This is a genomic window from Pseudomonas sp. B21-021, from assembly GCF_024749205.1.
Lineage (GTDB): Bacteria > Pseudomonadota > Gammaproteobacteria > Pseudomonadales > Pseudomonadaceae > Aquipseudomonas > Aquipseudomonas paraglycinae.
Genome location: NZ_CP087192.1, coordinates 683973 through 708082, shown reverse-complemented (window position 1 = coordinate 708082; position 24110 = coordinate 683973). Strand labels below are relative to the sequence as shown.

General features: G+C 62.3%; 18 protein-coding genes. 16 read left to right on the top strand and 2 right to left on the bottom strand.

Annotated elements, in window-relative coordinates:
• Positions 1 to 21 precede the first annotated feature (21 nt).
• From LOY31_RS03065 to ureC, 15 genes are all read left to right on the top strand, one after another.
• Entirely contained in the window at positions 22 to 2148 is a 2127-nt protein-coding gene (locus LOY31_RS03065) for a TonB-dependent siderophore receptor (RefSeq protein ID WP_221534705.1), read from the top strand.
• A 12-nt stretch (positions 2149 to 2160) separates the two neighbouring features.
• A complete protein-coding gene (locus LOY31_RS03060; RefSeq protein ID WP_221534707.1) occupies positions 2161 to 2949 on the top strand; it encodes an ABC transporter ATP-binding protein in 789 nt (262 codons plus the stop codon).
• Positions 2946 to 3893 carry an ABC transporter substrate-binding protein gene (locus LOY31_RS03055; protein WP_258712814.1) on the top strand — a complete coding sequence of 316 codons (948 nt, stop codon included), beginning with the start codon at positions 2946 to 2948 and terminating at the stop codon, positions 3891 to 3893. Before LOY31_RS03060 ends, LOY31_RS03055 begins: the two co-directional genes overlap by 4 nt.
• On the top strand, positions 3890 to 4900 hold the full coding sequence (locus tag LOY31_RS03050; protein ID WP_221534711.1) for an iron ABC transporter permease: 1011 nt from the start codon (positions 3890 to 3892) through the stop codon (positions 4898 to 4900). The genes LOY31_RS03055 and LOY31_RS03050 overlap by 4 nt, the downstream gene beginning before the upstream one ends.
• Positions 4901 to 5105: 205 nt before the next feature.
• A complete protein-coding gene (urtA, locus tag LOY31_RS03045; RefSeq protein ID WP_007950596.1) occupies positions 5106 to 6371 on the top strand; it encodes an urea ABC transporter substrate-binding protein in 1266 nt (421 codons plus the stop codon).
• Positions 6372 to 6515: 144 nt separating this feature from the next.
• Positions 6516 to 8018 (top strand): urea ABC transporter permease subunit UrtB, encoded by a 1503-nt coding sequence (urtB, locus tag LOY31_RS03040; RefSeq protein WP_085609223.1) that lies wholly within the window; start codon positions 6516 to 6518, stop codon positions 8016 to 8018.
• Positions 8018 to 9097, top strand: a complete 1080-nt coding sequence (gene urtC, locus LOY31_RS03035) for an urea ABC transporter permease subunit UrtC (protein ID WP_221534712.1) — start codon at positions 8018 to 8020, stop codon at positions 9095 to 9097. Before urtB ends, urtC begins: the two co-directional genes overlap by 1 nt.
• A complete protein-coding gene (urtD, locus tag LOY31_RS03030; RefSeq protein WP_007950599.1) occupies positions 9094 to 9963 on the top strand; it encodes an urea ABC transporter ATP-binding protein UrtD in 870 nt (289 codons plus the stop codon). The genes urtC and urtD overlap by 4 nt, the downstream gene beginning before the upstream one ends.
• A 59-nt stretch (positions 9964 to 10022) precedes the next feature.
• A complete protein-coding gene (urtE, locus tag LOY31_RS03025; RefSeq protein ID WP_007950600.1) occupies positions 10023 to 10721 on the top strand; it encodes an urea ABC transporter ATP-binding subunit UrtE in 699 nt (232 codons plus the stop codon).
• Positions 10722 to 10764: 43 nt separating this feature from the next.
• Positions 10765 to 11604 (top strand): urease accessory protein UreD, encoded by an 840-nt coding sequence (locus LOY31_RS03020; protein WP_221534715.1) that lies wholly within the window; start codon positions 10765 to 10767, stop codon positions 11602 to 11604.
• Positions 11605 to 11833: 229 nt separating this feature from the next.
• Positions 11834 to 12136 carry an urease subunit gamma gene (gene ureA / locus LOY31_RS03015; protein ID WP_039766748.1) on the top strand — a complete coding sequence of 101 codons (303 nt, stop codon included), beginning with the start codon at positions 11834 to 11836 and terminating at the stop codon, positions 12134 to 12136.
• 9 nt (positions 12137 to 12145) lie between these two features.
• Positions 12146 to 12679, top strand: coding sequence for a GNAT family N-acetyltransferase (locus LOY31_RS03010; protein WP_007950603.1), 534 nt, complete (start codon positions 12146 to 12148; stop codon positions 12677 to 12679).
• Between the two features lie 5 nt (positions 12680 to 12684).
• A complete protein-coding gene (locus tag LOY31_RS03005) occupies positions 12685 to 13218 on the top strand; it encodes a GNAT family N-acetyltransferase (RefSeq protein ID WP_221534717.1) in 534 nt (177 codons plus the stop codon).
• The gene (locus tag LOY31_RS03000; RefSeq protein ID WP_007950605.1) at positions 13218 to 13523 is read left to right on the top strand and encodes an urease subunit beta; all 306 of its coding nucleotides are present in this window, start codon (positions 13218 to 13220) and stop codon (positions 13521 to 13523) included. The genes LOY31_RS03005 and LOY31_RS03000 overlap by 1 nt, the downstream gene beginning before the upstream one ends.
• Positions 13524 to 13672: 149 nt before the next feature.
• Positions 13673 to 15373, top strand: coding sequence for an urease subunit alpha (gene ureC, locus LOY31_RS02995; RefSeq protein WP_221534718.1), 1701 nt, complete (start codon positions 13673 to 13675; stop codon positions 15371 to 15373).
• Positions 15374 to 15422: 49 nt separating this feature from the next.
• On the opposite strand, the gene LOY31_RS02990 is transcribed toward ureC, so the two are convergent.
• Positions 15423 to 22472, bottom strand: coding sequence for an NEL-type E3 ubiquitin ligase domain-containing protein (locus LOY31_RS02990; RefSeq protein ID WP_258712813.1), 7050 nt, complete (start codon positions 22470 to 22472; stop codon positions 15423 to 15425).
• 178 nt (positions 22473 to 22650) lie between these two features.
• Between LOY31_RS02990 and LOY31_RS02985 the strand changes: the two genes are divergently transcribed.
• Positions 22651 to 23778 (top strand): sensor histidine kinase KdpD, encoded by a 1128-nt coding sequence (locus LOY31_RS02985; protein ID WP_085609218.1) that lies wholly within the window; start codon positions 22651 to 22653, stop codon positions 23776 to 23778.
• A 4-nt stretch (positions 23779 to 23782) separates the two neighbouring features.
• Here the strand turns inward: LOY31_RS02985 and LOY31_RS02980 are convergent, their stop codons facing one another.
• Positions 23783 to 24088: a chaperone modulator CbpM gene (locus tag LOY31_RS02980; RefSeq protein WP_085609217.1), complete on the bottom strand. Its 306-nt coding sequence runs from the start codon at positions 24086 to 24088 to the stop codon at positions 23783 to 23785.
• Positions 24089 to 24110: the final 22 nt, after the last annotated feature.

Here is a 24110-nt window from a genome sequence, read left to right as displayed (position 1 = left end):
AAGAAGTGATTCACCGCCCCGATGAACAAGTACCTCTTGTCCAGCCTCTGTCTGTTCGCCCTGAACAACAGCGCCCACGCCGACAACGCCCCGCTGACGCTGCCCACCGGCACCATCACCGCTCCGGCCAATGACGACCAGACCGTCAGCCTGACCACGCCGACCAGCGCTGGCTCGCGTCTGAACCTCAGCGCGATGGAAACCCCGGCCAGCGTCGAAAGCCTCAGCGGCGAGCAAGTCCGCGCCCGTGGCGATCGCAGCGTGCAGGACGCGGTGTCGCGCAGCACCGGCATCAGTCGCACCGGCACGCCGGGCGACGGCGGCACTTCGTTGCAGGCCCGGGGCTTTACCGGGCAGAGCTCGGTGATGCAGTTGTATGACGGCAACCGCATGTACACCGGCATGGGCACCGTGACGTTCCCGGTCGACACCTGGTCGGTAGAACGCGTCGATGTCCTGCGCGGCCCGGCCTCGGTGCTGTACGGCGAAGGCGCGACCGGCGCGGTGGTCAACGTGATCCCGAAAAAGCCGTTCGACGGCGAAATCGAAAACCATGTGCGGATCGGTTACGGCTCGTTCGACCGCCAGCAGCAGGCGTTCGACAGCGGCGGTTCGCTGACGGATACCCTGAGCTATCGCCTCAATCTCAATCGCCTGCGCAGCAACGGCTGGGTCGATCGCGGCGATTCATCCAGCGACTTCATCAGCGCCGCCCTGCGCTGGCAGGCCACGGACGATCTGACCTTCACCCTCGCTCACGATTACGGCGATCAGCGCCCGCAGAACTATTTCGGCACGCCACTGATCAACGGCCAGTTGAAAGACAGCCTGCGCAAAAAGAACTACAACGTGCGCGACGACAAGCAGCACTACAACGATCAATGGACGCGCCTGACCAGTGACTGGCAGATCAACGATGCGGTCAGCGCCAGCAACGAGCTGTACTACCTGAAAGCCCAGCGCCGTTGGCAGAACGCAGAGAACTACAACTTCGACACTGACAGTCAGCAGCTCAGCCGCAGCGGCTACTTCGGCATCGGCCACAAACAGGAACAGGTCGGCGACCGCCAGACCTTCACCTTCAAGCACTCGCTGTTCGGCCTCGACAGCCAGACCGTAACCGGCGTCGATTACAACCGCATCCGCTTCCAGCTCGACAGCAACTCGCCGTTCAACGACGTATTGCCGAACGGTCAGCCGCTGGATCGGTATCACCCGCAAACCGGTTATTTCGAGAGCGCCGATCCGTATCGCGATCAGTTCGACAGCACCACAAAACAGATGTCGGTGTTCGCCGAAAACCGCACGCAACTGAGCGAGCGCTGGTCGCTGGTGACCGGCGTGCGCCGCGACTACGTGCACGTGGATCGCAACAACCTGGTCGACGGCAGCCAGAGCGACAAGACCCTGACCGGCAACAACTGGAAGGCCGGCCTGGTGTTCGCGCTGACGCAGGACACCTCGTTCTACGGCCAGGTCGCCACCAGCACCGATGGCATCGGCGGCCTGATTTCCCTGAGCCCGAGCCAGCAGCAATATGACCTGTCGACCGCCCGGCAAACCGAGATCGGCCTGAAGCAGCTGTTCTGGGATCAGCGCGGCGAATTCACGCTGGCGGCGTATCGCATCGTGAAGAAGAAGCTGCTGACCGACGACCCGGGCAACCCGACCCTCAAGCAGCAGGTCGGGCAGCAATCGTCGAACGGCCTGGAAGCCAGCCTCGATCTGCAACTGCCGAACGCCTGGCAACTGCAAGCCAACGCGGCGATCGTCAAAGCCAAATACGACGATTTTGAAGAGGTAGTCGGCGGCGTGCCGGTGTCGCGCAATGGCAATCGTCCGGTGGACGTACCACGGCGCACCGCCAATCTGTGGCTGAGCAAGGCGCTGACCGATGATCTGAAGGCCGGTGCTGGTGTGCGTTACGTCGATGCGCGCTACGCCGACATGGCCAACCGCAACGAGCTGCCGAGCTACACCGTGGTCGATGCGACGCTGTCGTGGAAAGCCCTGCGCAACACCACGCTGGGGTTGCAGGTGAACAATCTGTTTGACCGGACGTACGCGCAAAGCCAATACAATGAGGGCCAGCAGTGGATTCTGGGTGAGCCTCGTTCGTTCTTTGTCACAGCTGACTACACCTTCTAGAACAGGAACGAAATGACCTCACTGTCCCTCACCCATCTCGCCTGGACACCTCTGGGCCACGGCCACTGCCATCACCAGTTCCAGCTGCGTGACGCCTCGTTGCAAGTGGCCTCCGGTGAGTTCGTCGGGCTGATCGGGCCCAATGGCAGCGGCAAGACCAGCCTGTTGCGCTGCGCCTATCGCTTCAGTCAGCCGGAACACGGTGAGGTCAGACTCGATCACCACAACGTGTGGAAACAATCCTCACGCTGGTGCGCGCAACGCATCGCCGTGGTGCTGCAGGAATTCCCCGACGCCTTCGGCCTGACCGTCGAAGAAGTGGTCGCCATGGGCCGCACGCCGCACAAAGGCCTGTTCGACGGCGACACGCTGGAAGACCGCAATCTCGCCACCCAGGCCCTCAAATCCGTGGGCCTCGAAGGCTTCGAAGACCACGCGTTCGCCACCCTGTCCGGTGGAGAAAAACAGCGGGTGATCCTCGCCCGAGCCCTGACCCAGCAACCGCAACTGCTGATCCTCGACGAGCCAACCAACCACCTCGACCCGCGCTATCAGCTGGAACTGCTGCAACTGGTCAAGCGCCTGCAGATTGGCACGTTGGCGAGCATCCACGACCTGAACCTGGCCGCCGCGTTCTGCGATCGTTTGTATGTGATCAATCACGGTCGCATCGTCGCCAGCGGCACCCCGCAACAAGTCCTGACCGTCGAACTGCTGCGCGACGTGTTCGGCGTCGAAGCATTGATCGACCCACACCCCCTCCACGGCTACCCGCGAATCACCTGGATAACCCGACCATGACTGTGCGCTCCCTGCTTTGCCTCGCCCTGTTGCTGGGCACCACCCACGCCTTCGCCGAGGCCACCCAGTACCCGCTGACGATCCAGAGCTGCAACCGTGAAGTCACCTTCAAGGAAGCGCCGAAACACGCGGTCAGCCACGACATCAACATGACCCAGATGATGCTCGCCCTCGGCCTCAAGTCGAAGATGGCCGGCTACAGCGGCGTCAGTGGCTGGAAGTCGGTAACGCCTGAAATGCAGAATCTTCTCGACGGTCTGCCGGAGCTGGCAGCCAAGTACCCGTCGGTGGAAACCCTGCTCAACGCCAACGTCGATTTCTTCTTCGCCGGCTGGGACTACGGCATGCGCGTCGGTGGCGATCTCACGCCGCAGACCTTGCAACCGCTGGGCATCAACGTCTATGAGCTGACCGAATCCTGCGCCTTCGTGATGAAGCGCCCCGCCGCCACGCTAGACGACACCTACAACGACCTGCGCAACCTCGGAAAGATTTTCGACGTGCAGGATCGCGCCAACGCGCTGATCGCTGACATGCAAAGTCAGGTCGCCGAAATCCGCAAAGACCTGCCCGCTGAAAAACCACGGGTGTTCCTGTACGACAGCGGCGAAGACCGCGCCATGACCTCCGGCCGCCTCGGCATGCCGCAAGCGCTGATCGACGCGGCCGGTGGGCGCAACGTTCTCGATGACGTCGAAGCGAGCTGGACCCGGGTCAACTGGGAAACCGTGGTCGAGCGCAATCCGCAGGTGATCGTGATCGTCGACTACAGCGAAATCACCGCCGAGCAGAAGATTGAATTCCTGCTGAAGAACAAGGCGCTGCAATCGGTGGACGCGATCAAGAACCAGCGCTTCATCGTCATCCCTTACGTGCAGGCCACGCCGGGGATCGACAACGTGCTCGCAGTTGAAACCTTGGCCAAAGGGTTCCACGGCGAATGAACAATCGTCGCTACGGCTGGCTGCTGATCGCACTCGGCGCGGTGCTGTTGGTGTCGTGCGTGGTGTCGCTGGGCTTCGGCCCTGCGCGGGTGCCGGTGGACGTGGTGTGGCGGATTCTGCTGCACAAACTGTTCGGCCTCGGCGTGCCGGACTGGAGCGCCGGCCAGGAACACATCGTCTGGCTGATCCGCGTGCCGCGCATGTTGCTCGGTGCATTGGTCGGCGCCGGGCTGGCGTTGATCGGCGCGGTGCTGCAAGCAGTCACGCGCAATCCGCTGGCCGATCCGCACCTGCTCGGCGTCACCTCCGGTGCCACGCTTGGCGCAGTGATCGTGGTACTGCACGTCGGTGAAATCGTCGGCCTGCTGACGTTGCCGATTGCCGCGTTCATCGGCGCGTTGTTGAGCATGTTTCTGGTGCTGGGCATCGCCAACCGCCAGGGTCGGCTGGACAGTGATCGGCTGCTGCTGTGCGGCGTGGCGGTGTCGTTCGTGATGATGGCGATCGCCAATCTGCTGTTGTTCATGGGCGATCACCGTGCCAGTTCGGCGGTGATGTTCTGGATGCTCGGCGGCCTGGGTCTGGCGCGCTGGGAGTTGTTGGCGGTGCCGGCGCTGAGCGTGTTGCTCGGACTGATTCTGCTGATCGGCATGGCCCGTTCGCTCAATGCCTTGATGGCCGGCGAACAGACCGCCGTCACCCTCGGCCTGAATGCCCGGGCGGTGCGTCTGCGGGTGTTCGTGATTGCTTCACTGATGACCGGGGTGCTGGTGTCGATCAGCGGCTCCATCGGTTTTGTCGGGCTGATGGTGCCGCACATTGCCCGGCGTCTGATCGGTGCCGAGCACCGTCGCCTGCTGCCGGTGTGCGTGTTGCTCGGCAGCGTTTTCCTCGTCTGGGTCGACGTCGCCGCGCGGACGCTGATCGCCCCCGAAGACCTGCCTATCGGCGTCGCCACCGCCGCCCTCGGCGGGCTGTTCTTCATCGGCCTGATGCGCCGCCGCTGAATCCTCCGGGTGCGCCCCAATCTGGCGCACCCCGCTGCACCTTTGCATGCAACACGTCCCCTCATGGTGCGCCGACTCTGCGCGCAACCGCTCTAAACCGACATTTCCCTGCCCAAACCCGACCGGGCACAGCCCTTGCAAAACACCCTTCAGTCGTTCGCATCTGCCAACCATAAAAAACTTTAACGTTCATGGAGATCGCACAATGAAGCGTCGCAGTTTGATCAAGGCTTTCACACTCACGGCATCCATTGCCGCGATGGGCATGACCTGGACCGTACAGGCCGCCGAGACCATCAAGGTCGGGATTCTGCATTCGTTGTCCGGCACCATGGCGATCTCCGAAACGTCGCTCAAGGACATGGCGTTGATGACCATCGACGAGATCAACGCCAAGGGCGGGGTGAACGGCAAGATGCTCGAACCGGTGGTGGTCGACCCGGCGTCGAACTGGCCGCTGTTCGCGGAAAAGGGCCGGCAGTTGCTGACTCAGGACAAGGTCGCGGTGGTGTTCGGTTGCTGGACCTCGGTGTCGCGCAAATCGGTGCTGCCGGTGTTCGAAGAACTCAACGGCCTGCTGTTCTACCCGGTGCAGTACGAAGGTGAAGAGATGTCGCCGAACGTGTTCTACACCGGCGCCGCGCCAAACCAGCAAGCGATCCCGGCGGTTGAATACCTGATGAGCGAAGAAGGCGGCAGCGCCAAGCGCTACTTCCTCCTGGGCACCGACTACGTGTACCCGCGCACCACCAACAAGATCCTGCGCTCATTCCTGCACTCCAAAGGCGTCGCGGATAAGGACATCGAAGAGGTCTACACCCCGTTTGGCCACAGCGACTATCAAACCATCGTAGCCAACATCAAAAAATTCTCGGCCGGCGGCAAGACCGCTGTGATTTCGACCGTGAATGGCGACTCCAACGTGCCGTTCTACAAAGAGCTGGCCAACCAGGGCCTGAAGGCGACCGACGTACCGGTGGTGGCGTTCTCGGTGGGCGAAGAAGAACTGCGCGGCATCGATACCAAACCGCTGGTGGGCAACCTCGCGGCGTGGAACTACTTCGAGTCCGTGGATAACCCGGCGAACAAGAAATTCGTCGCCGACTGGAAAGCCTACGCGAAGAAACACAACCTGCCGGGCGCCGACAAAGCGGTGACCAACGACCCGATGGAAGCCACTTACGTCGGCATCCACATGTGGGCGCAGGCGGCGGAAAAAGCCAAATCGACCGACGTCGACAAGGTCCGCGAAGCCCTCGGCGGCCAGACTTTCGCCGCGCCATCCGGCTACACCCTGACCATGGACAAGACCAATCACCACCTGCACAAACCGGTGATGATCGGCGAGATCCAGAGCGACGGTCAGTTCAACGTGGTGTGGCAGACCGAGGGGCCGATTCGGGCGCAGCCTTGGAGCCCGTTCATTCCGGGTAACGACAAGAAGCCGGAGTATGCGGTGAAGAGCAACTGAGTTAACCCGCTCAACCTGATCGTTCCCACGCTCTGCGTGGGAATGCCTCAATGGACGCTCTGCGTCCGCTTTTGGGACGCGGAGCGTCCCGGGCTGCATTCCCACGCGGAGCGTGGGAACGATCACTACGCAAGGCCATTTCATATGCCCACTGCCCTTTACCGATTGATCCTGGCCCTCGCACTTTTGCTGCCGATAGCCGCCCACGCCAGCGACGCCGAAGACTTCGTCGCCGCCAACCCCACGCAACAAGCCAAATTGCTGGAAGCCTGGGCCGCGCAGCCCGATCCGGCCCGTGTCGAACTGATCAACGCCCTGCAACAAGGCGAACTGACCGTCGACGGCCAACCCAAAACCCTGCGCCTGAACAATCGCCTGCGGGGTCTGATCGACACCGCACTGGCCAGCCACCAATTGCTCGCCGCCGACGCCAAAACCCGTCTGACCGCCGCGCAGCAATTGCAGAAAAGCGCCAAACCGGCGCAGCTGAAATTCCTCGACCAGCAACTGGCTGGCGAACAAGACGAAAACGTCCACGCCGCCCTGAGCCTGGCGCTGGCCAATCTGCAACTGGTCGACACCGACCCGGCGGTGCGCCTCGCGGCCGTGCGCCTGCTTGGTGAAACCGGCGACCCGCTGGCCCGCACCCGCCTCGAAGGCTTGCTCGAACCCGGCGTCGAGACCGATGCCAATGTGCGCACCGCCGCCGAAACCAGCCTGGCCCAGGTCAAGCGCAAACTGCTGGTCGGCGAACTGCTCGGACAGGCCTTCAGCGGCATGTCCCTCGGTTCGATTCTGTTGCTCGCGGCGCTGGGGCTGGCGATCACCTTCGGCCTGCTCGGCGTGATCAACATGGCCCACGGCGAGATGCTGATGCTCGGTGCCTACTCGACCTACGTCGTGCAGTTGATGTTCCAGCGCTACGCGCCGAATGCCATCGAGTTCTATCCGCTGATCGCGCTGCCGGTGGCGTTCTTCGTCACCGCTGCCATCGGCATGGCTCTGGAGCGCACGGTGATCCGTCACCTCTACGGCCGCCCACTGGAGACCCTGCTCGCCACCTGGGGCATCAGCCTGATGCTGATTCAGCTGGTGCGTCTGGTGTTCGGTGCGCAGAACGTTGAAGTGGCGAACCCGGCGTGGCTGTCCGGCGGGATTCAGGTGTTGCCGAATCTGGTGCTGCCGTACAACCGCATCGTGATCATCGCCTTTGCGTTGTTCGTAGTGGTGCTGACCTGGCTGCTGCTGAACAAGACCCGCCTGGGTCTGAACGTGCGCGCCGTCACCCAGAACCGCAACATGGCCGCCTGCTGCGGCGTGCCCACCGGGCGCGTCGACATGCTCGCCTTCGGCCTCGGCTCGGGCATCGCCGGGCTCGGTGGCGTGGCCCTGAGCCAGATTGGCAACGTCGGCCCTGACCTCGGCCAGAGCTACATCATCGACTCGTTCCTGGTGGTGGTGCTCGGCGGTGTCGGCCAACTGGCCGGCAGCGTGTTCGCCGCATTTGGCCTGGGCATCGCCAACAAGATTCTCGAACCGCAGATCGGTGCGGTGCTCGGCAAGATCCTGATCCTCGCGCTGATCATTCTGTTCATCCAGAAACGTCCGCAAGGCCTCTTCGCACTGAAAGGACGGGTGATCGACTGATGAACCAGCCTCTACTAGTCACGGCCACACAAAAGGCCGGCCCGAAAGTCACCCTCGCTGTCGGCGTGGTGGTTCTCGCGTTGCTGATCGCCCTGCCGCTGCTGTCGCTGTTGCCGGCGGACAGTGCGCTGCACGTTTCGGCCTACACCCTGACGCTGGTCGGCAAGATTCTCTGCTACGCCATCGTCGCCCTGGCGCTGGATCTGGTCTGGGGTTACGCAGGTCTGCTGTCGCTGGGTCACGGCCTGTTCTTCGCCCTCGGCGGTTATGCAATGGGCATGTACCTGATGCGTCAGGCCGCCGGTGATGGCTTGCCGGCGTTCATGACCTTCCTGTCGTGGACCGAATTGCCGTGGTACTGGAGCGGCACCGGCAACTTCCTTTGGGCGATGTGCCTGGTTGTGTTGGCCCCGGGGTTGCTGGCGCTGGTGTTCGGTTTCTTCGCCTTCCGTTCGCGGATCAAGGGCGTGTATTTCTCGATCATGACCCAGGCCCTGACCTTCGCCGGGATGTTGCTGTTTTTCCGCAACGAGACCGGCTTCGGCGGCAACAACGGCTTCACCAATTTCCGCACGATCCTCGGTTTCGGCATCACCGAACCCGGCACTCGTGCGGTGCTGTTTCTGGCGACGGTGCTGTTGCTGGTGGCGAGCCTGTTCATCGGCTGGCGCCTGGCCCGCAGCAAGTTCGGCCGGGTGCTGACCGCGCTGCGTGATGCGGAAAATCGCCTGATGTTCTGCGGCTACGACCCGCGCGGTTTCAAGCTGTTCGTCTGGGTCTTGAGCGCGGTGTTGTGTGGTCTGGCCGGTGCGTTGTACGTGCCGCAAGTGGGGATCATCAACCCGAGCGAAATGTCGCCGACCAACTCGATCGAAGCCGCCGTGTGGGTGGCCCTTGGCGGGCGCGGCACCCTGATCGGCCCGCTGCTCGGGGCCGGCGTGGTCAACGGCATGAAGAGCTGGTTCACCGTGGCCTTCCCCGAATACTGGCTGTTCTTCCTCGGCGCGCTGTTCATCGTCGTGACGTTGTACCTGCCCAAAGGCGTGATCGGTCTGCTGAAGAAACGAGGTGAATCATGAGAGTCACGGCGAGCGCTGAATTCATGCTGGAACCGGCCTTTTTCCCGGTGGAGCCGAACAAGGACGAAGGCACCAGCCGCGACTCGATCGGCCTCGGGCAACGCGTCGGTCCGGGCCTCGACACCCGTCACGGCACGATCCTGACCCTGGAAGACATCAGCGTCAGCTTCGACGGCTTCCGGGCGCTGAACAACCTGAACCTGTACATCGGCGTCGGCGAACTGCGCTGCATCATCGGCCCCAACGGCGCGGGCAAGACCACGCTGATGGACGTGATCACCGGCAAGACCCGGCCGAGCCACGGCAAGGCGTGGTTCGGCGAAACCCTCGACCTGACGCAGATGAGCGAAGTGCAGATCGCCCAGGCCGGCATCGGTCGCAAGTTCCAGAAACCGACGGTGTTCGAAGCGTTGAGCGTGTTCGAGAACCTGGAGCTCGCGCAGAAAACCGACAAGTCGGTGTGGGCCAGTCTGCGGGCGAAGTTGAGCGGCGAGCAGAAAGACCGGATCAGCGAAGTGCTCGACACGATTCGCCTGACCACTTCGGTCAATCGCCCCGCCGGGCTGCTGTCTCATGGGCAGAAGCAGTTTCTGGAAATCGGCATGTTGCTGATGCAGGACCCGCAATTGCTGCTGCTCGATGAACCGGTAGCGGGCATGACCGACGCCGAAACCGAGTTCACCGCCGAGCTGTTCAAGTCCCTCGCGGGCAAGCACTCGCTGATGGTGGTGGAACACGACATGGGTTTCGTCGGCTCGATTGCCGACCACGTCACCGTGTTGCATCAGGGCAGCGTGCTGGCCGAAGGATCACTGGAACAGGTGCAGGACAACGAGCGCGTGATCGAGGTTTACCTCGGCCGCTGAAGAGGAATCCGATCGTTCCCACGCTCCGCGTGGGAACGATCACCGGGGAGAGTTTGAACATGCTGCAAGTCGACAAGCTGCACCAGTACTACGGCGGTAGCCACATCCTGCGCGGCCTGAGCTTTGACGTGAAGGTCGGCGAAGTGACCTGCCTGCTCGGCCGTAACGGCGTGGGCAAGACCACGTTGCTCAAGTGCCTGATGGGCCTGTTGCCGGCCAAGGAAGGCGCGGTGAACTGGGAAGGCAAACCGATCACCACGTTCAAGCCGCATCAGCGGGTGCACGCCGGGATCGCCTACGTGCCGCAGGGACGGGAGATTTTCGGCCGGCTGACCGTGGAAGAAAACCTGCTGATGGGTCTGTCGCGTTTCCCCGGCAGCGAAGCCAAAGAGGTTCCGGCGTTCATCTACGAGCTGTTCCCGGTGCTGCTGCAAATGAAACAGCGGCGCGGCGGCGACTTGTCCGGTGGTCAGCAACAGCAGCTCGCCATCGGCCGCGCACTGGCCAGCCGTCCGCGTCTGCTGATCCTCGACGAACCCACCGAAGGCATCCAGCCGTCGGTGATCAAGGAAATCGGCGCAGTGATCAAGAAGCTCGCCGCCCGGGGCGACATGGCGATTCTGCTGGTGGAGCAGTTCTACGATTTCGCCGCCGAACTGGCCGATCAGTACCTGGTGATGTCCCGGGGCGAGATCGTGCAGCAGGGCCGTGGCGAAAATATGGAAGCCGAAGGTGTGCGCGGGCTGGTGACTATTTGAGGTTACGGTCTAATCTGTAGCGTCCTAACGATAATTAGAAAACATGAACTTACCTGTTGCGACTGCCCTGTTTACCCCGAGCTGGCACGCCGAGCTGGAGCTGGCCTACGCCCGCTTCGGCGATTGCACGCGGCCGACCCGACGCCGGCACCTCGGCCCGTTGCGGGTGCAAAAGCACCTGTACGCCGAAGGGCCCGAGGTCTGCCAGCACATCATCGTCCACCCGCCGGGCGGGATCGCCGGCGGTGACCGGCTGGACATCAGCGCCCGCGTCGAACAAGGCGCCTGGGCACAGATCACCAGCCCCGGCGCGGCCAAGTGGTATCGCGCGGCGGGCCCCGCTTATCAGTCGCTGGACCTGCATGTCGCTGATGGCGCGACACTGGAATGGCTGCCTCAGGAGACCATCGTCTACAGCGCCGCCCAGGCTGAACTCACGACCTCGATCGAGCTTGAAGGTGATGCGCGACTGTTTTACTGGGACGTGGTGGCCCTCGGGCGTCCGGCCAGTGGCGAGCGTTTCGACCTCGGGCACTTCCAGGCGCATCTGGATATTCGCCGTGATGGGCGGTTGTTGTGGCATGAGCGCCAGCGCATCGTCGGCGATGACGGCTTGCTTGATTCGCCGATTGGGCTGGATGGCAATCCGGTGTTTGCGACGTTGCTGGTCACCGGTGAGATTGATGCTGAACTGCTGGAGCGATGCCGCTCGCTGGGCCACGAGGTGCGCGGGGATCTGACGCAATTGCCCGGTCTGTTGGTCGCTCGTTGCCTGGCCGGTGAAGCGTTGCTTGCGCGAGCGTGGCTTATTGAATTGTGGCGATTGCTCAGGCCTGTGTTGCTCGGCCGTGAAGCTCAGCCGCCGAGAATCTGGAGTACTTGAGGGCCAGCCCCTCACCCCCCGCCCTCTCCCCGGAGGGAAGAGGGAGCCTGACCGAGCTGTCTGGAAAGAATTTTGCAGTCTCAAAAAAATTACTGACTGAACTGGCCACTGAAAACGACCGAGATCAGTCCCCTCTCCCTCCGGGAGAGGGCTAGGGTGAGGGGCGGTTCCAACTGACACCCCTCAAACCGAAAGAACCACACAAATCTGCCCAAATGGATTTCAAACGATGGACCTGACCCCACGCGAAAAAGACAAGCTGCTGATCTTCACCGCCGGCCTCGTGGCCGAGCGGCGACTGGCCCGTGGCGTGAAGCTCAACTACCCGGAAGCCATGGCCTACATCTCGGCAGCGCTGCTCGAAGGCGCTCGTGACGGCCAGACCGTGGCCGAACTGATGCACTACGGCACCACCCTGCTGACCCGCGATCAGGTGATGGAAGGCATCCCGGAAATGATCCCGGAGATCCAGGTCGAAGCGACGTTTCCCGACGGCACCAAACTGGTCACCGTCCACCAACCGATCGTCTGAGGCCGTGCCATGACCTACACCATCCGCGATGCCCTGCACGCTGACCTGCCGGCGATCCGTGACATCTACAACGACGCCGTGCTCAACACCACGGCGATCTGGAACGAGTCCGCCGTCGACCTCGGCAACCGTCAGGCCTGGTTCAGCGCCCGTCAGGCTCAGGGTTATCCGATCCTGGTGATCGTCGACGCCGACAACACCACCCTCGGCTACGCTTCGTTCGGTGACTGGCGGCCGTTCGACGGTTTCCGCCACACCGTCGAGCACTCGGTCTACGTGCGCAGCGACCAGCGCGGCAACGGCCTCGGCCCGCAACTGATGACCGCGCTGATCGAACGCGCGAAAACCTGCGACAAGCACGTCATGGTCGCCGCCATCGAAAGCGGCAACGCCGCGTCGATTCGCCTGCACGAGCGCGCCGGTTTCATCACCACCGGGCAGATGCCGCAAGTCGGCACCAAGTTCGGCCGCTGGCTCGACCTGACCTTCATGCAACTGACCCTCAATCCTGGCGCGGAGCCGCCGCCCGCCCACAAGGAGTGACACCGATGAACCCCGCCCAACTGCGACGCGTCAATGCTGAAAGTTTTGCGCACTATCGTCAGGGTCTGATCGACCTGCTGCTCGACGCCGTGGGTTATGGCGCCAGCGTCGGTTTCATGGCCAATCTCGATGCCACACAGGCCCGCGCTTATTTCGACGATGTGCAGGACAACCTGAACAAGGGCAGCGTCTTGCTGTGGGTGGTGGTCAAGGACGAACAGGTGCAGGCCAGCGTCCAGTTGAGCCTGTGCCAGAAGGCCAACGGCCTGAACCGCGCCGAGGTGCAGAAACTGCTGGTGCGCGAACACGCCCGGCGGCGCGGCCTCGGTCAGCAGTTGATGCAAGCGCTGGAACAGACCGCGCGTCAGTACAAGCGCGGCATGCTTTACCTCGACACCGAGGCCGGCTCCCCGGCTGAAGATTTCTACAAGGCCCTGGGTTACACCCGCGCCGGGGAAATTCCCGATTACGCCTGCGACCCGAACGGTACCTATCGCCCGACGGCCCTCTATTACAAAGTCCTGCAAGGAGCGAATTGATGATTCCCGGCGAATACAAAATCCAGCCCGGCGACATCGAACTCAACGTCGGTCGTCGCACTGTCAGCCTGAAAGTGGCGAACAGCGGCGACCGGCCGATCCAGGTCGGCTCGCACTACCATTTTTTCGAAACCAACGACGCCCTGACCTTCGACCGCGCGGCCAGCCGTGGCATGCGCCTGAACATCCCGGCGGGCACGGCCGTGCGCTTCGAACCGGGCCAGAGCCGCGAGGTGGAACTGGTGGATTACGCCGGGCACCGGCGGGTGTTCGGGTTTGCCGGGCGGGTCATGGGTGACCTCTGAAATTTGCGGTGTCTCCATCGCGAGCAGGCTCGCTCCCACATTAAACCGAGTTCCTCCAGCTGGAATCCGATCCCCTGTGGGAGCGAGCCTGCTCGCGAAAGTGAGCGCAGCGAACGATCTCAAAACCAATTGAATTCCAAGGCGAACACATGAAGATCTCGCGTCAAGCCTACGCCGACATGTTCGGCCCCACCGTCGGCGACAAGGTGCGCCTGGCCGACACCGAGCTGTGGATCGAGGTCGAACAGGACTTCACCACCTACGGCGAAGAAGTGAAATTCGGCGGCGGCAAAGTGATCCGCGACGGCCAGGGTCAGAGCCAGTTGCTGGCCGCTGAAGTGGTCGACACCGTCATCACCAACGCCCTGATCATCGACCACTGGGGCATCGTCAAAGCCGACGTCGGCCTCAAGGACGGGCGCATCGCCGCCATCGGCAAGGCCGGCAACCCCGACGTGCAGCCCGGCGTGACCATCGCCATCGGCGCCAGCAGCGAAGTGATCGCCGGCGAAGGCATGATCCTCACCGCCGGCGGCATCGACACGCACATCCACTTCATCTGCCCGCAACAGATCGAAGAAGCACTGATGAGCGGCGTCACCACCATGATCGGCGGCGGCACCGGGCCGGCCACCGGCACCAATGCAACGACCTGCACTTCGGGGCCGTGGCACCTGGCGCGAATGCTTCAGGCAGCGGATGCGTTCCCGATGAACATCGGCCTCACCGGCAAGGGCAACGCCAGCCTGCCGGAGCCGTTGATCGAACAGGTCAAGGGCGGCGCCATTGGCCTCAAGCTGCATGAAGACTGGGGCACCACCCCGGCGAGCATCGACAACTGTCTGAGCGTCGCCGACCAGTACGACGTGCAAGTGGCGATCCACACCGACACCCTCAACGAGTCCGGTTTCGTCGAAACCACCCTCGGCGCGTTCAAGGGCCGGACCATCCACACCTATCACACCGAAGGTGCCGGTGGCGGCCATGCGCCGGACATCATCAAGGCCTGCGGTTTCGCCAACGTGCTGCCGAGTTCGACCAACCCGACCCGGCCATTCACCCGTAACACCATCGACGAACACCTCGACATGCTGATGGTCTGCCACCACCTCGACCCGAGCATTGCCGAAGACGTGGCGTTCGCCGAAAGCCGCATCCGCCGCGAAACGATTGCCGCCGAAGACATCCTCCACGACCTCGGTGCGTTCTCGATGATCAGCTCCGACAGCCAGGCCATGGGCCGCGTCGGCGAAGTCATCACACGCACCTGGCAGACTGCCGACAAGATGAAAAAGCAGCGCGGCCCGCTGCCTCAGGACGGCGAAGGCAACGACAACTTCCGCGCCAAACGCTACATCGCCAAGTACACGATCAACCCGGCGATCACCCACGGCATCAGCCATGAAGTGGGTTCGGTGGAAGTTGGCAAGTGGGCCGATCTGGTGCTGTGGCGCCCGGCATTCTTCGGCGTGAAACCGACGCTGATCCTCAAGGGCGGCGCCATCGCCGCCAGCCTGATGGGCGACGCCAACGCGTCGATCCCGACCCCGCAACCGGTGCACTACCGCCCGATGTTCGCCAGCTACGGCGGCTCGCTGCACGCCACCAGCCTGACCTTCATCAGTCAGGCAGCGCAGGAGTCCGGATTGCCCGAAGCGTTGGGCCTGAAGAAGAAAATCGCCGTGGTCAAAGGTTGCCGCGACGTGCAGAAAACCGACTTGATCCACAACGACTACCTGCCGAACATCGACGTCGACCCGCAGACCTATCAGGTCAAGGCCGACGGCGTGTTGCTCTGGTGTGAACCGGCCGAAACCCTGCCGATGGCGCAACGTTACTTTCTGTTCTGAGTCAGCGCCCCGGTCGTCGAGGCTTTCGATGACCGGGACTGCCGACACTTCAGCGGGTTGAAGTGTCCATCGAATAACGTGAAGAGCCAGGCTGCTCCTCGTCGAGAGTGACCGTCAGCGGTTCGCCTGTTTCCAGGTGCGACAGGGCAATCAGTTGCTGGTTGCGCTCGATACCGCGCTCGATCTCGAGCATCTGCACCGCCTCCTGATACGCCGTGCTGGTCACGTCTTCATATTCATCCTCGAGTCGTTGCAGCTTTTCATCCGCACTGCGCTTGAGTGCGCCGAGTTCGTCCGGGTACTTCTCGGTCAGGTACTGCACCCAGTATTCGCGACTGATCAGCTCTTCATAGAACCGCTCGCTTTTTTCCGCCGTCACGACGGCGTCACGCGCCGTCGCCAGCTCCTCGCCCCTGATGGGTCGGGCAAATCGCATGTGCCTTGGCTGCCCGGGCAGTTGCAGGCCGTCCTCCCAACCTGAAGTCAGACCGATTCGATATTGCAATCGAACTTCCGCAGGATCGGCATGACGTCCCATGTTGCGGGCAGCAAGTTTTTCCACCTCGCCCAGGCGGAACAGCTGCCGCGACAAGTCGAGCAAGGCGCGCCCCTTCGCCAAGAGGCCGGGTTGCAAATGTCGCAAGGCGTTGTACTCGAACACCTTGACCTCGATTTCACTGAACGCCAGGGTGCGGCCATCGACGCATGTCGTGTGCGTGGTCGCCATGGAAAACAGTGTGTCGCGCAGCTCCTGACTGCCATCGGCCGCTTCGACGATTTCCCAGATGCGTCGTGTCAGATCGGCGCGAAACACCCGGAACTCCTCTGTATGCGGCATCTGCGAAAGCAGATGGAAGAAGGCGGCGTTGTCGGGCTCGGCGGCCAACCGCTGCCACATCGCCCGACAGCGAGCGGCATCCTCATGAGGAATGTTTTCAATCCAGGGTGTGGCCTGGAGTTCAAGCACGCTTTCAGCAAGTGTCGGAACCACTTCATCCGGTTCTGCATCACTCTCGAAGCCCGCGCCATCACCGTCACTTTCGGTCGTACTGTCCATGTCATCGATCATCCGGTCGATGTCGGCATACGTCAGGCCCAGCACGTCGCCACGCCCATGGGTATCGGCGTAATCACGCAGCTGGATCAGACTTTGTTGCGACATTTCGTAGTTCTCCGACAGATTGCTGCCGGCTAGCAAACCGGCATGGTCGCTGTCGTACAACTCGACGGGAATCGACGAGATTTCATTGTTGCTCAGATCGATCGCTTGCAATCGGGGAGCTTGCAGCACCCCTTCCGGCCATGCCGTGAGCAGGTTGTCACGCAGGTTCAGCCGCTCCAGTCGCTCCAGTCGGGCGACGCTGAACGTGCGCAGGCCGTTGTGGCTCAGGTCCAGCCGCTGCAGCTGCGGCAGGCCCGCCAGCGTTTGATCCAGCGCTGCGGAATCCACAAGCCCGGTGAATGACAGCTCCAGTCGCTCAATTTGCAGCATGTGCCCCACTGGCTCGGGAATTGCCAGCAAGTGATTGCCGCCGATGTTGAGCCTTCGCACCTGCGTGAAGGCCCTGAGAAAGTCATTGGAGCCATCGGTGGTGAGCTTCACTCCCGCAAGATTCAGGGTCCGCACCGCCGCGAACGTTGCGTCCAGTGCGGGCAGGTTGCCCACCTGCAGGCCGTCGAGATTCAGCTCTCGGTCAACCACGCCATTCCAGTCGACCGTGCCCTCACGCCAGCATTCGATGATCCGCTGTGCGGCGAGCTGACGAGTGCGCGATGACACGACCCAATCCATGCCCCGGGTTTCATGGGTGAACAACCAATCGTTCAGACGTCGCGTCAGCGACTCGAATGTCTGCTCCCAAGCGTCGATTCGTGCACCGATCTCAACTTCGGTCAGCCCCGCGCCTCGCAGCCGTTCAATCGCCAGCTGCGCCTGAGCGCTGTCGTACCGCGAGCGCAGGCGCTGGATACGGGCAACCCACCCGGCCGGACCTTCGCCTGTCGACAGCGGCGGCAGCGGCAACAAACGTCGAGCGATCACCGAGCCACTTTCGACAGGCGGCGTGCGATGGCGCGGTTCTTCCAGCGCAAAGCGCTGCAACGATCCTGGCAGCAGGCCTCTGGCCTGTTCGATGCGCTGACGTGCGATGACCAGCAACAGGTTGGCCTGCTCGGTCAGCGGTGTTCCGACCAGGCTGGTATCGAGCAACAACGCGTCACGCGCCAGCAACGCCTCCGGCAGCGAGGTCAACTGACTGTTGCTGAGATCCAGCCAGGTCAGCTCCGGCAGAAGCTCTGCCCCCACCGGCCATTCGCGCAGGGCCGTCGCGCTGAGATCCAGCGCCATCAGGCGATTCATCCCGCGCACGTCGATACTGCTCAGCGGATTGTCGTGCAGGTTCAGGGTTTCGAGTGCCGGCAGGGTATCTGCATCCAACGGCAATTCACTCAAGCCACAATGGCTCAGATCGAGGGTATCGACCCCGCGAAAGGTGCTGATGAAACCACACAACTGCTCGACCGGTGCCTGCAATCCGGCCAGATGCAGACTTCTGACGTGGGTGAATCCTTCTGCCGAAAGCGTCGGCAGACTGTCCACCGGCGAGCCGAGAATATCCAGCACCGACGCATCGTTGGGCAAGCTGACGTACAGGTTGAAAAATATACTTTCGGTCCGCGCGCCGTAACGCTGGAACAATCCGCTGCGCCAACTGGCCTTCAGCGCATCGGCGACCGCCAACCGCGCGGTCCCGCCATTTTGAAGCGTCGGTTCGGCGCCGAACCACCCGTCCAGACGGTTGAGTTCACTGAACTGTTCACTCAAGGTTTCGATCGCCGCAAAGCGGCTGCCGACGTCAGCCCATTGCGCCTTGAAACCCGTACTCAAGACATCGAACAGGCTCGGCTCCATGCCGACAAAACGCTTGAGTTCGCCGCGGCAATAATCCGCGACCATTTCGTCCAGATCGAGCAGATGCCGGGGCTGGTTGCGGACAAATTCGTAGATCGGTTTGAACACCCGACGCGGGAACCTCGACCAGTCCAGTGACAGGCCGGACAACAGCCGCTGATGGCCCTCATAGATTTCCATCGGCAGGGTGTTGATTGCCGTTGATCGCAGGTTCAGGCGCTCCAGCCGTGGCAAATCCAGAACACCGTGTGGCCATTGGTGCATATGCGGACTGCCGATTTCCAGCCTGCGCAGTTGGCGCAGGCCGCCGACCTCAAGCGTCATGGGTACGACCGGGCTCATGCCGCTGGCGGTACAGTGCAGCTCCAGTTCTTCAAGTCGGGTCAACTCGCGAAGACGCGTCGCCACCTGGCCGGTAATCGGTGTCGAGAGCTTCAGACGGGTCATGTGACGCAGGGTTTTCAAGGTCGCGAGCACTTTGTCGAATTCCGCAACGCGCGCGGTCAGTGCCAGTTTCTCGACATTGGGAAACGCCGCAAGCGTGTCGCCCACGACCGGAACGCGCAACGTCAGTTCGCGAACATGGGAGAAGTCCGCCGCGAATGACGGCAGCGGCGCGTCACTGATCAGCGTCAGGCGGGCCGCTCGCGGATCGTGTTCGACCAACGGTGCATTGCGCCAACAGTCCTTGATGTTTTGCACCACGCTGACGAACTCGTCGCGGGCACTGCGCAGGCGCAGGTTCTGCGACATCATCCACTGATCGAGTGCTGTTTCCAGTTCCCGCCACTCGCTCAACCGGTTATTGAGCAGATGAAAGATCTGTTGGTCGGTCTTGCCCAGCCGCCATTGCTCGAGAATGAAGCCGCGAGCCTGAACATCGGTCAGCCCCGGGTAGACGCTCTGGACATGACCGGTCAATGCCGGGTTCGGCCCCGGTCCATCGCCGCTGGCGGGATAACCGAGCAGTTTGGGGGCAATGCGTTGCGGCGGTTTGAACCATGGTTTTTCTGCCGCGCCCGCACGCAGAATCCAGGCCGACTGACTGCGCTCGGCGAGCGCTCGTTCAATGATCGCGTTTTGCAACTCGATGCTCTGCCCGACACTCGGAAAACCCAACGCATGACGTGCCGGATCGGGCAAGGCATGCATCAACGAGCTGAAAAAGTTATCACCCGTGTGGGGAATACTATTGAGCGGCTCACCACGCTCATTGTCGGCTTGAAAGGCATCTCCATGCTTGACCAGATACTTGTGCGCAGAGGCCGTTTCGCTGCCGATGGCATCCAGCATCGGCCCGCTGATGCTGCCCTCGCGGATTTCCAGACGCACGTCATCGGACCATCCCGGTAGCCGACCCAATGTCTGCAACGCGAGATGACGACTGTCGGGCGAGGCCATGGTTTCACTGCGCAACCCGGCCAGAGCCCGGGTCAGGCGTCCCTGCTGGCGATACCAGCGACCGAGTTCCTGCAAATGCGACGGGACCTTAGCGGCGCTGTCCAGTCGCGCCAGCTCTTCGGCATCGGCCTGTCCCAATGCAGCCGTTGCCTCTCGCCCGGTCAACCCGGGGACGACTCGTTGCAGCTTTACCGCCCGAGGGTCGACTGGATCGTTTGCCTTGAGAAGACGGTCGAACAACGCGGGCTGGTGCGCGCGGGCGTAGTCGGCAATCTGTCTGGAAAACTCCTGTGCCCTCGATGCGCGAACCCGTGCAGGCTCGCCACCCAGCAGACGCACCGTCTCTGCCTCATCCAGTGCCGCGAGTATCCGGGCCGGTAGCTCACCGTTCAGCACCTCGGCCCGGCTGATGCGAATCGGCGCCTTGCCGCCGCGTTTCGTCCCGTAACCGATTGCCCGCCCCGAGAAGTCCGGGCTGTCGAAGATCTGCAGCCTGCGCCCGAACGGCCAGCGCGGCATGTCGGGAAGCAGCGGCAACAGATGCATGAGTCGACTGTCGACTGCCTGAGTGCCGGCTGCCTGTTCGACGATCAATCCGGCATCGCGCTCGGCGTTGAACAGTTGCATGGCATCCGCCAGTTCCGGCGGCGGCAAGGCGTTGTCCAGGTGCATCTTGCGCAAGGCGTTGTCGCTGACACCCGCCACATCGGCCATCGTCAATAATTGCTCGTCAGCAAACGGGTCAGTGCGGTGGCCGATACGCCGCAACAGCGTCAACCGGTCCCAGTCCTGCGGTCGTTCCAGAGTATGCCGCCATGCGCCGGCGCCGTTGTGCGTCAAGGGCGGCTGATAGGCCTGCGGATCGCTCGGATGCTGGATGCGCCAGGCTTTGAGCGACTCGTCGTAAGTCTGCTGATAAGTCTTGCCATCGAGGCGTATGCAGGTTTTTTCTCCCGACTCGTACTGCCCCAGCGCATTCGGTACAGCATTCTCGTCCAGTGTGACCGGACTCTCGTAGCCACTCAGATCAGGCTTCCACAAGCGAGTCGTGCCGTCCGGCATTTCCACCGGGTGCAGGTGCTCGATGACCGGTGTCGATCGGGCGGCGGTCAGCCGGGCGAGCCCTTTGCCGGCGCCCGCCATCAAGGCAATCAACGCCAGATTCTGCGCGACATCGATCAGATGCGCCTTGGCGGCCTTGCGATCACCCTCGCTCCACTCGATGGCGCCTTCAAGGGTTTCTTCGAGCAGTTGCCCGGCCATCACCACCATCATCACTTCGCCCAATACCGGCACGAACATCGAGACGCCCATCAGCACCAGCATGCCGATGTTCAACAATGTGGCGAGCTTCTCCGAGCGCACTTTGGCGTCGACATCCGCCGTGGGCACGGCATGGCTACGGGCATCGGCGATCAAACGGTCACGATGCTGCTCGAACTGGTAATTCCACAGGTCGATGTTGTCCGACCAGATCCCGCCGCCCTTGCGCGACAGGTCAACCGGGTTCAGATACGGATCTGCGTTGGGCACCTGTTCGACCGGCGGCGCAGGCGGTAACTCGTGAATGCCGATCAGTGCCGCGTTGATCGGATTGAGTGCCTTGAAAAACTCATTGAGCAGCGGCTCGTAAGGAGCGAGTTTTTGCGAAAACGTGCGGTTCGGCGTGTCGTCGGTGAACTGGCCGAAGTAGCGCGGTCGGTCGGCATACGCGACGAACTGGCTGAAAAACCGCTGGTAGCTATTGGGGTCTGCAGGATGAGCCTGAGTCGCATCGGGAGCGGTGAACCGCTGCTTGAACATCGTCGCGATTTCCCGCCCCTTGTAGCGTTTGAGCGGGTGGTAGGGATCACCCGGGATGTACAGGATCGCGTCGTCGCTGTAGCGATACTTCTCGCAGATCGTGAACATTACACAGCCGGTCATGCGCCGGCCCATCAGGCCCAGATCACGGAACCAGATCTGCCGCTGGCCCTGACGCGGTGCCAGTTCGCCGTTGAGGATCGAACGAATCGAGGCGTAATCCTCACGGCCGATATCACCCTTGACTAACGCCAGTTCCGCAGCTGCACGCAATGCGGTTTTATGGGCGTCGATGAATTTGTCGCGCAGCACGTGCTCGGCCACCGCGTCTTTGGGGCGCAGGAAATCCTTGAGGTAAGCCTGGTATTTCTCCCCGATGTCCAGCGAGCGGCACAGGCCGGTGAATTGCTCGACGGTCAGGTGCGTGTTCAACGGCGCAAGCGTGCCGGGTTTCGAGGTTTCACTGCGAAATCCCGATGTTTCATGAAAAGCCCCACTTTTACACTCGCGGGCTTCGAAGTTGTGCAGCGCCGCTTGCAGCAAGGGCAGCTTCAGGACTTCGAAGAAATCGATATCGATGGAAAAAATCCCGATCTCCACCGGTTTGTTCAGCACCAGCCAGGTCTTGCTGACGTCCAGCGTCACGTTGAAGCGGTCCTTGAGGGCCTTGGTCAGCAACGGCGCGGCGAAGCTGTCGATGTCCTGAAAGTTTGACATGGCCTTGTCCAGACGGGTCTGGGCGGCGAGGCTGGCGGTCACGGCATCGCCCACCGCCTTGCGTTGATCGCGCGATGCGCGCCTGTACCAGTCAGGTTTGGCGGGATCGACACTGTTCACCCCTTCCCGCTGCCGAGCCGAGGCGTTGATCAGCCAGTCCGGGCTGGCCTTCTGAAGGAAATCGGCGTGCAGACTTTGCGTCGCGCGCGGAACTGGCGGGAGGGGGGCGTTATCGGGTGATGATCGGGTGACAGGGATTCCGGGCATAGTTTCACTCCTTGAAATGGAGCGAAAGCAGACCATGCCAAGCCTCTGTGGCTGCGGTAGATATGTATCGTGGCACGGCAAGTTGTCAGCGAAAATTTCAGCTCCAAGCGGCGCTTTCATTCCCGTGCAAAGGGGCTAATATTCGAACGCCCCGCCTTGAATTTCCAGGAACCCGGACATGCGTTTATCCGAATTCATCCGGCAACACGCGGATCACATCGTCGAGGAGTGGGAACAGTTCGCCAGGACCATCACTCCGGCGGCCGACACCATGGATCGGGCAGCGTTGCGTGATCATGCCCGGGCGATCCTGCTGGCCGCCGCGCGCGACATGGACACCGCACAGACCGCCAGCGAGCAAATCGCCAAGGCCAAGGGCGAAGGCCCGGAGAAAACCCCAAGCCTGGACGAGGCCGGCGCCAGCCATGGCGAGTTGCGGCATACCGTCGGGTTTGATCTGGTGCAGATGACATCGGAATTCCGCCATCTGCGGGCCTGTGTGATTCGCCTTTGGGTCAACAGTCTGGAATCCCCGGACATGGCGTATTTTCAGGACATGATCCGCTTCAACGAAGCCATCGACGAAGCCCTGGCCGAATCGACGGCCGCCTACGCCGAGCAGGTGAACCGCTCGCGGGACATTTTCCTCGCGATCCTCGGTCACGACCTGCGCGCGCCGCTGCAAGCGGTCAGCATGTCCACCGAATTGCTGATGCGCAAAACAGCGCTTGAAGGCGATGCGCTGACCTGTGCGCTGAACATCAAGCAAGGCGCGCGGCACATGGCGGCGATGGTCAGCGACCTGCTGGAACTGGTGCGCAGCCGCCTGGGCAGAAGCCTGCCGATCGAACCGGCACCGATGGACCTGGCCGACGCGGCGCGAGCGGCGATCGCCGAAGCCTGCGCCGGCAATCCGGAATGTGATCCAACACTGAAAACCGAGGGCGACACCCGCGGCGTCTGGGATGCCGGACGGATCGATCAATTGCTGCAAAATCTGATCGGCAATGCCTTGCAGCATGGTTCAGACCCGCGGGAAGTTCTGGTGACGCTGCGGGGCGATTCGGGAAGCGTTCACCTGAGCGTGCAAAACTACGGCAACCCCATCCCCGAAGAGGCCATCGGCACGATTTTCGATCCATTGGTGCGCAGTGCCGACGAAGAACTCGGCCAACCGTCGACCAGCCTCGGTCTGGGCCTGTTCATCGTCAAGGAAGTGGTGACCGCCCACGGCGGGGCGATCGAAGTCAGTTCAAGCGAAGCCGACGGAACGCTGTTCAGCGTGACGCTGCCCAGACAGGTTTGAAGCGCTACTCGACCACCAGCCGCGCCAGACGCTGACGGAGCATGCGGTTCTCGGCCCGCAGCTCCTGCACTTCTTCCAGCAGGTCCAGCGCCAGGGCGACGCCTTCCCATTCCAGGTCAAGGTCGCGCCGCAGCTTGGCGGCGCGTTTGGCCAGGGCCAGTTCGTAGTCGGTGAAGCGCCACTCCCTGGGCTGCGTGCCCTGAGGTTCGAGGATGCCGTGTTCGACGATTTCGATCACGTAGACGTCCGACAGGTCGGCCGCCTCACAGAATTCTGCCATGTCCAGTTGAACGATCAGGGGGCTGCTCATGATGGGCTACTCCGTCGTCAGT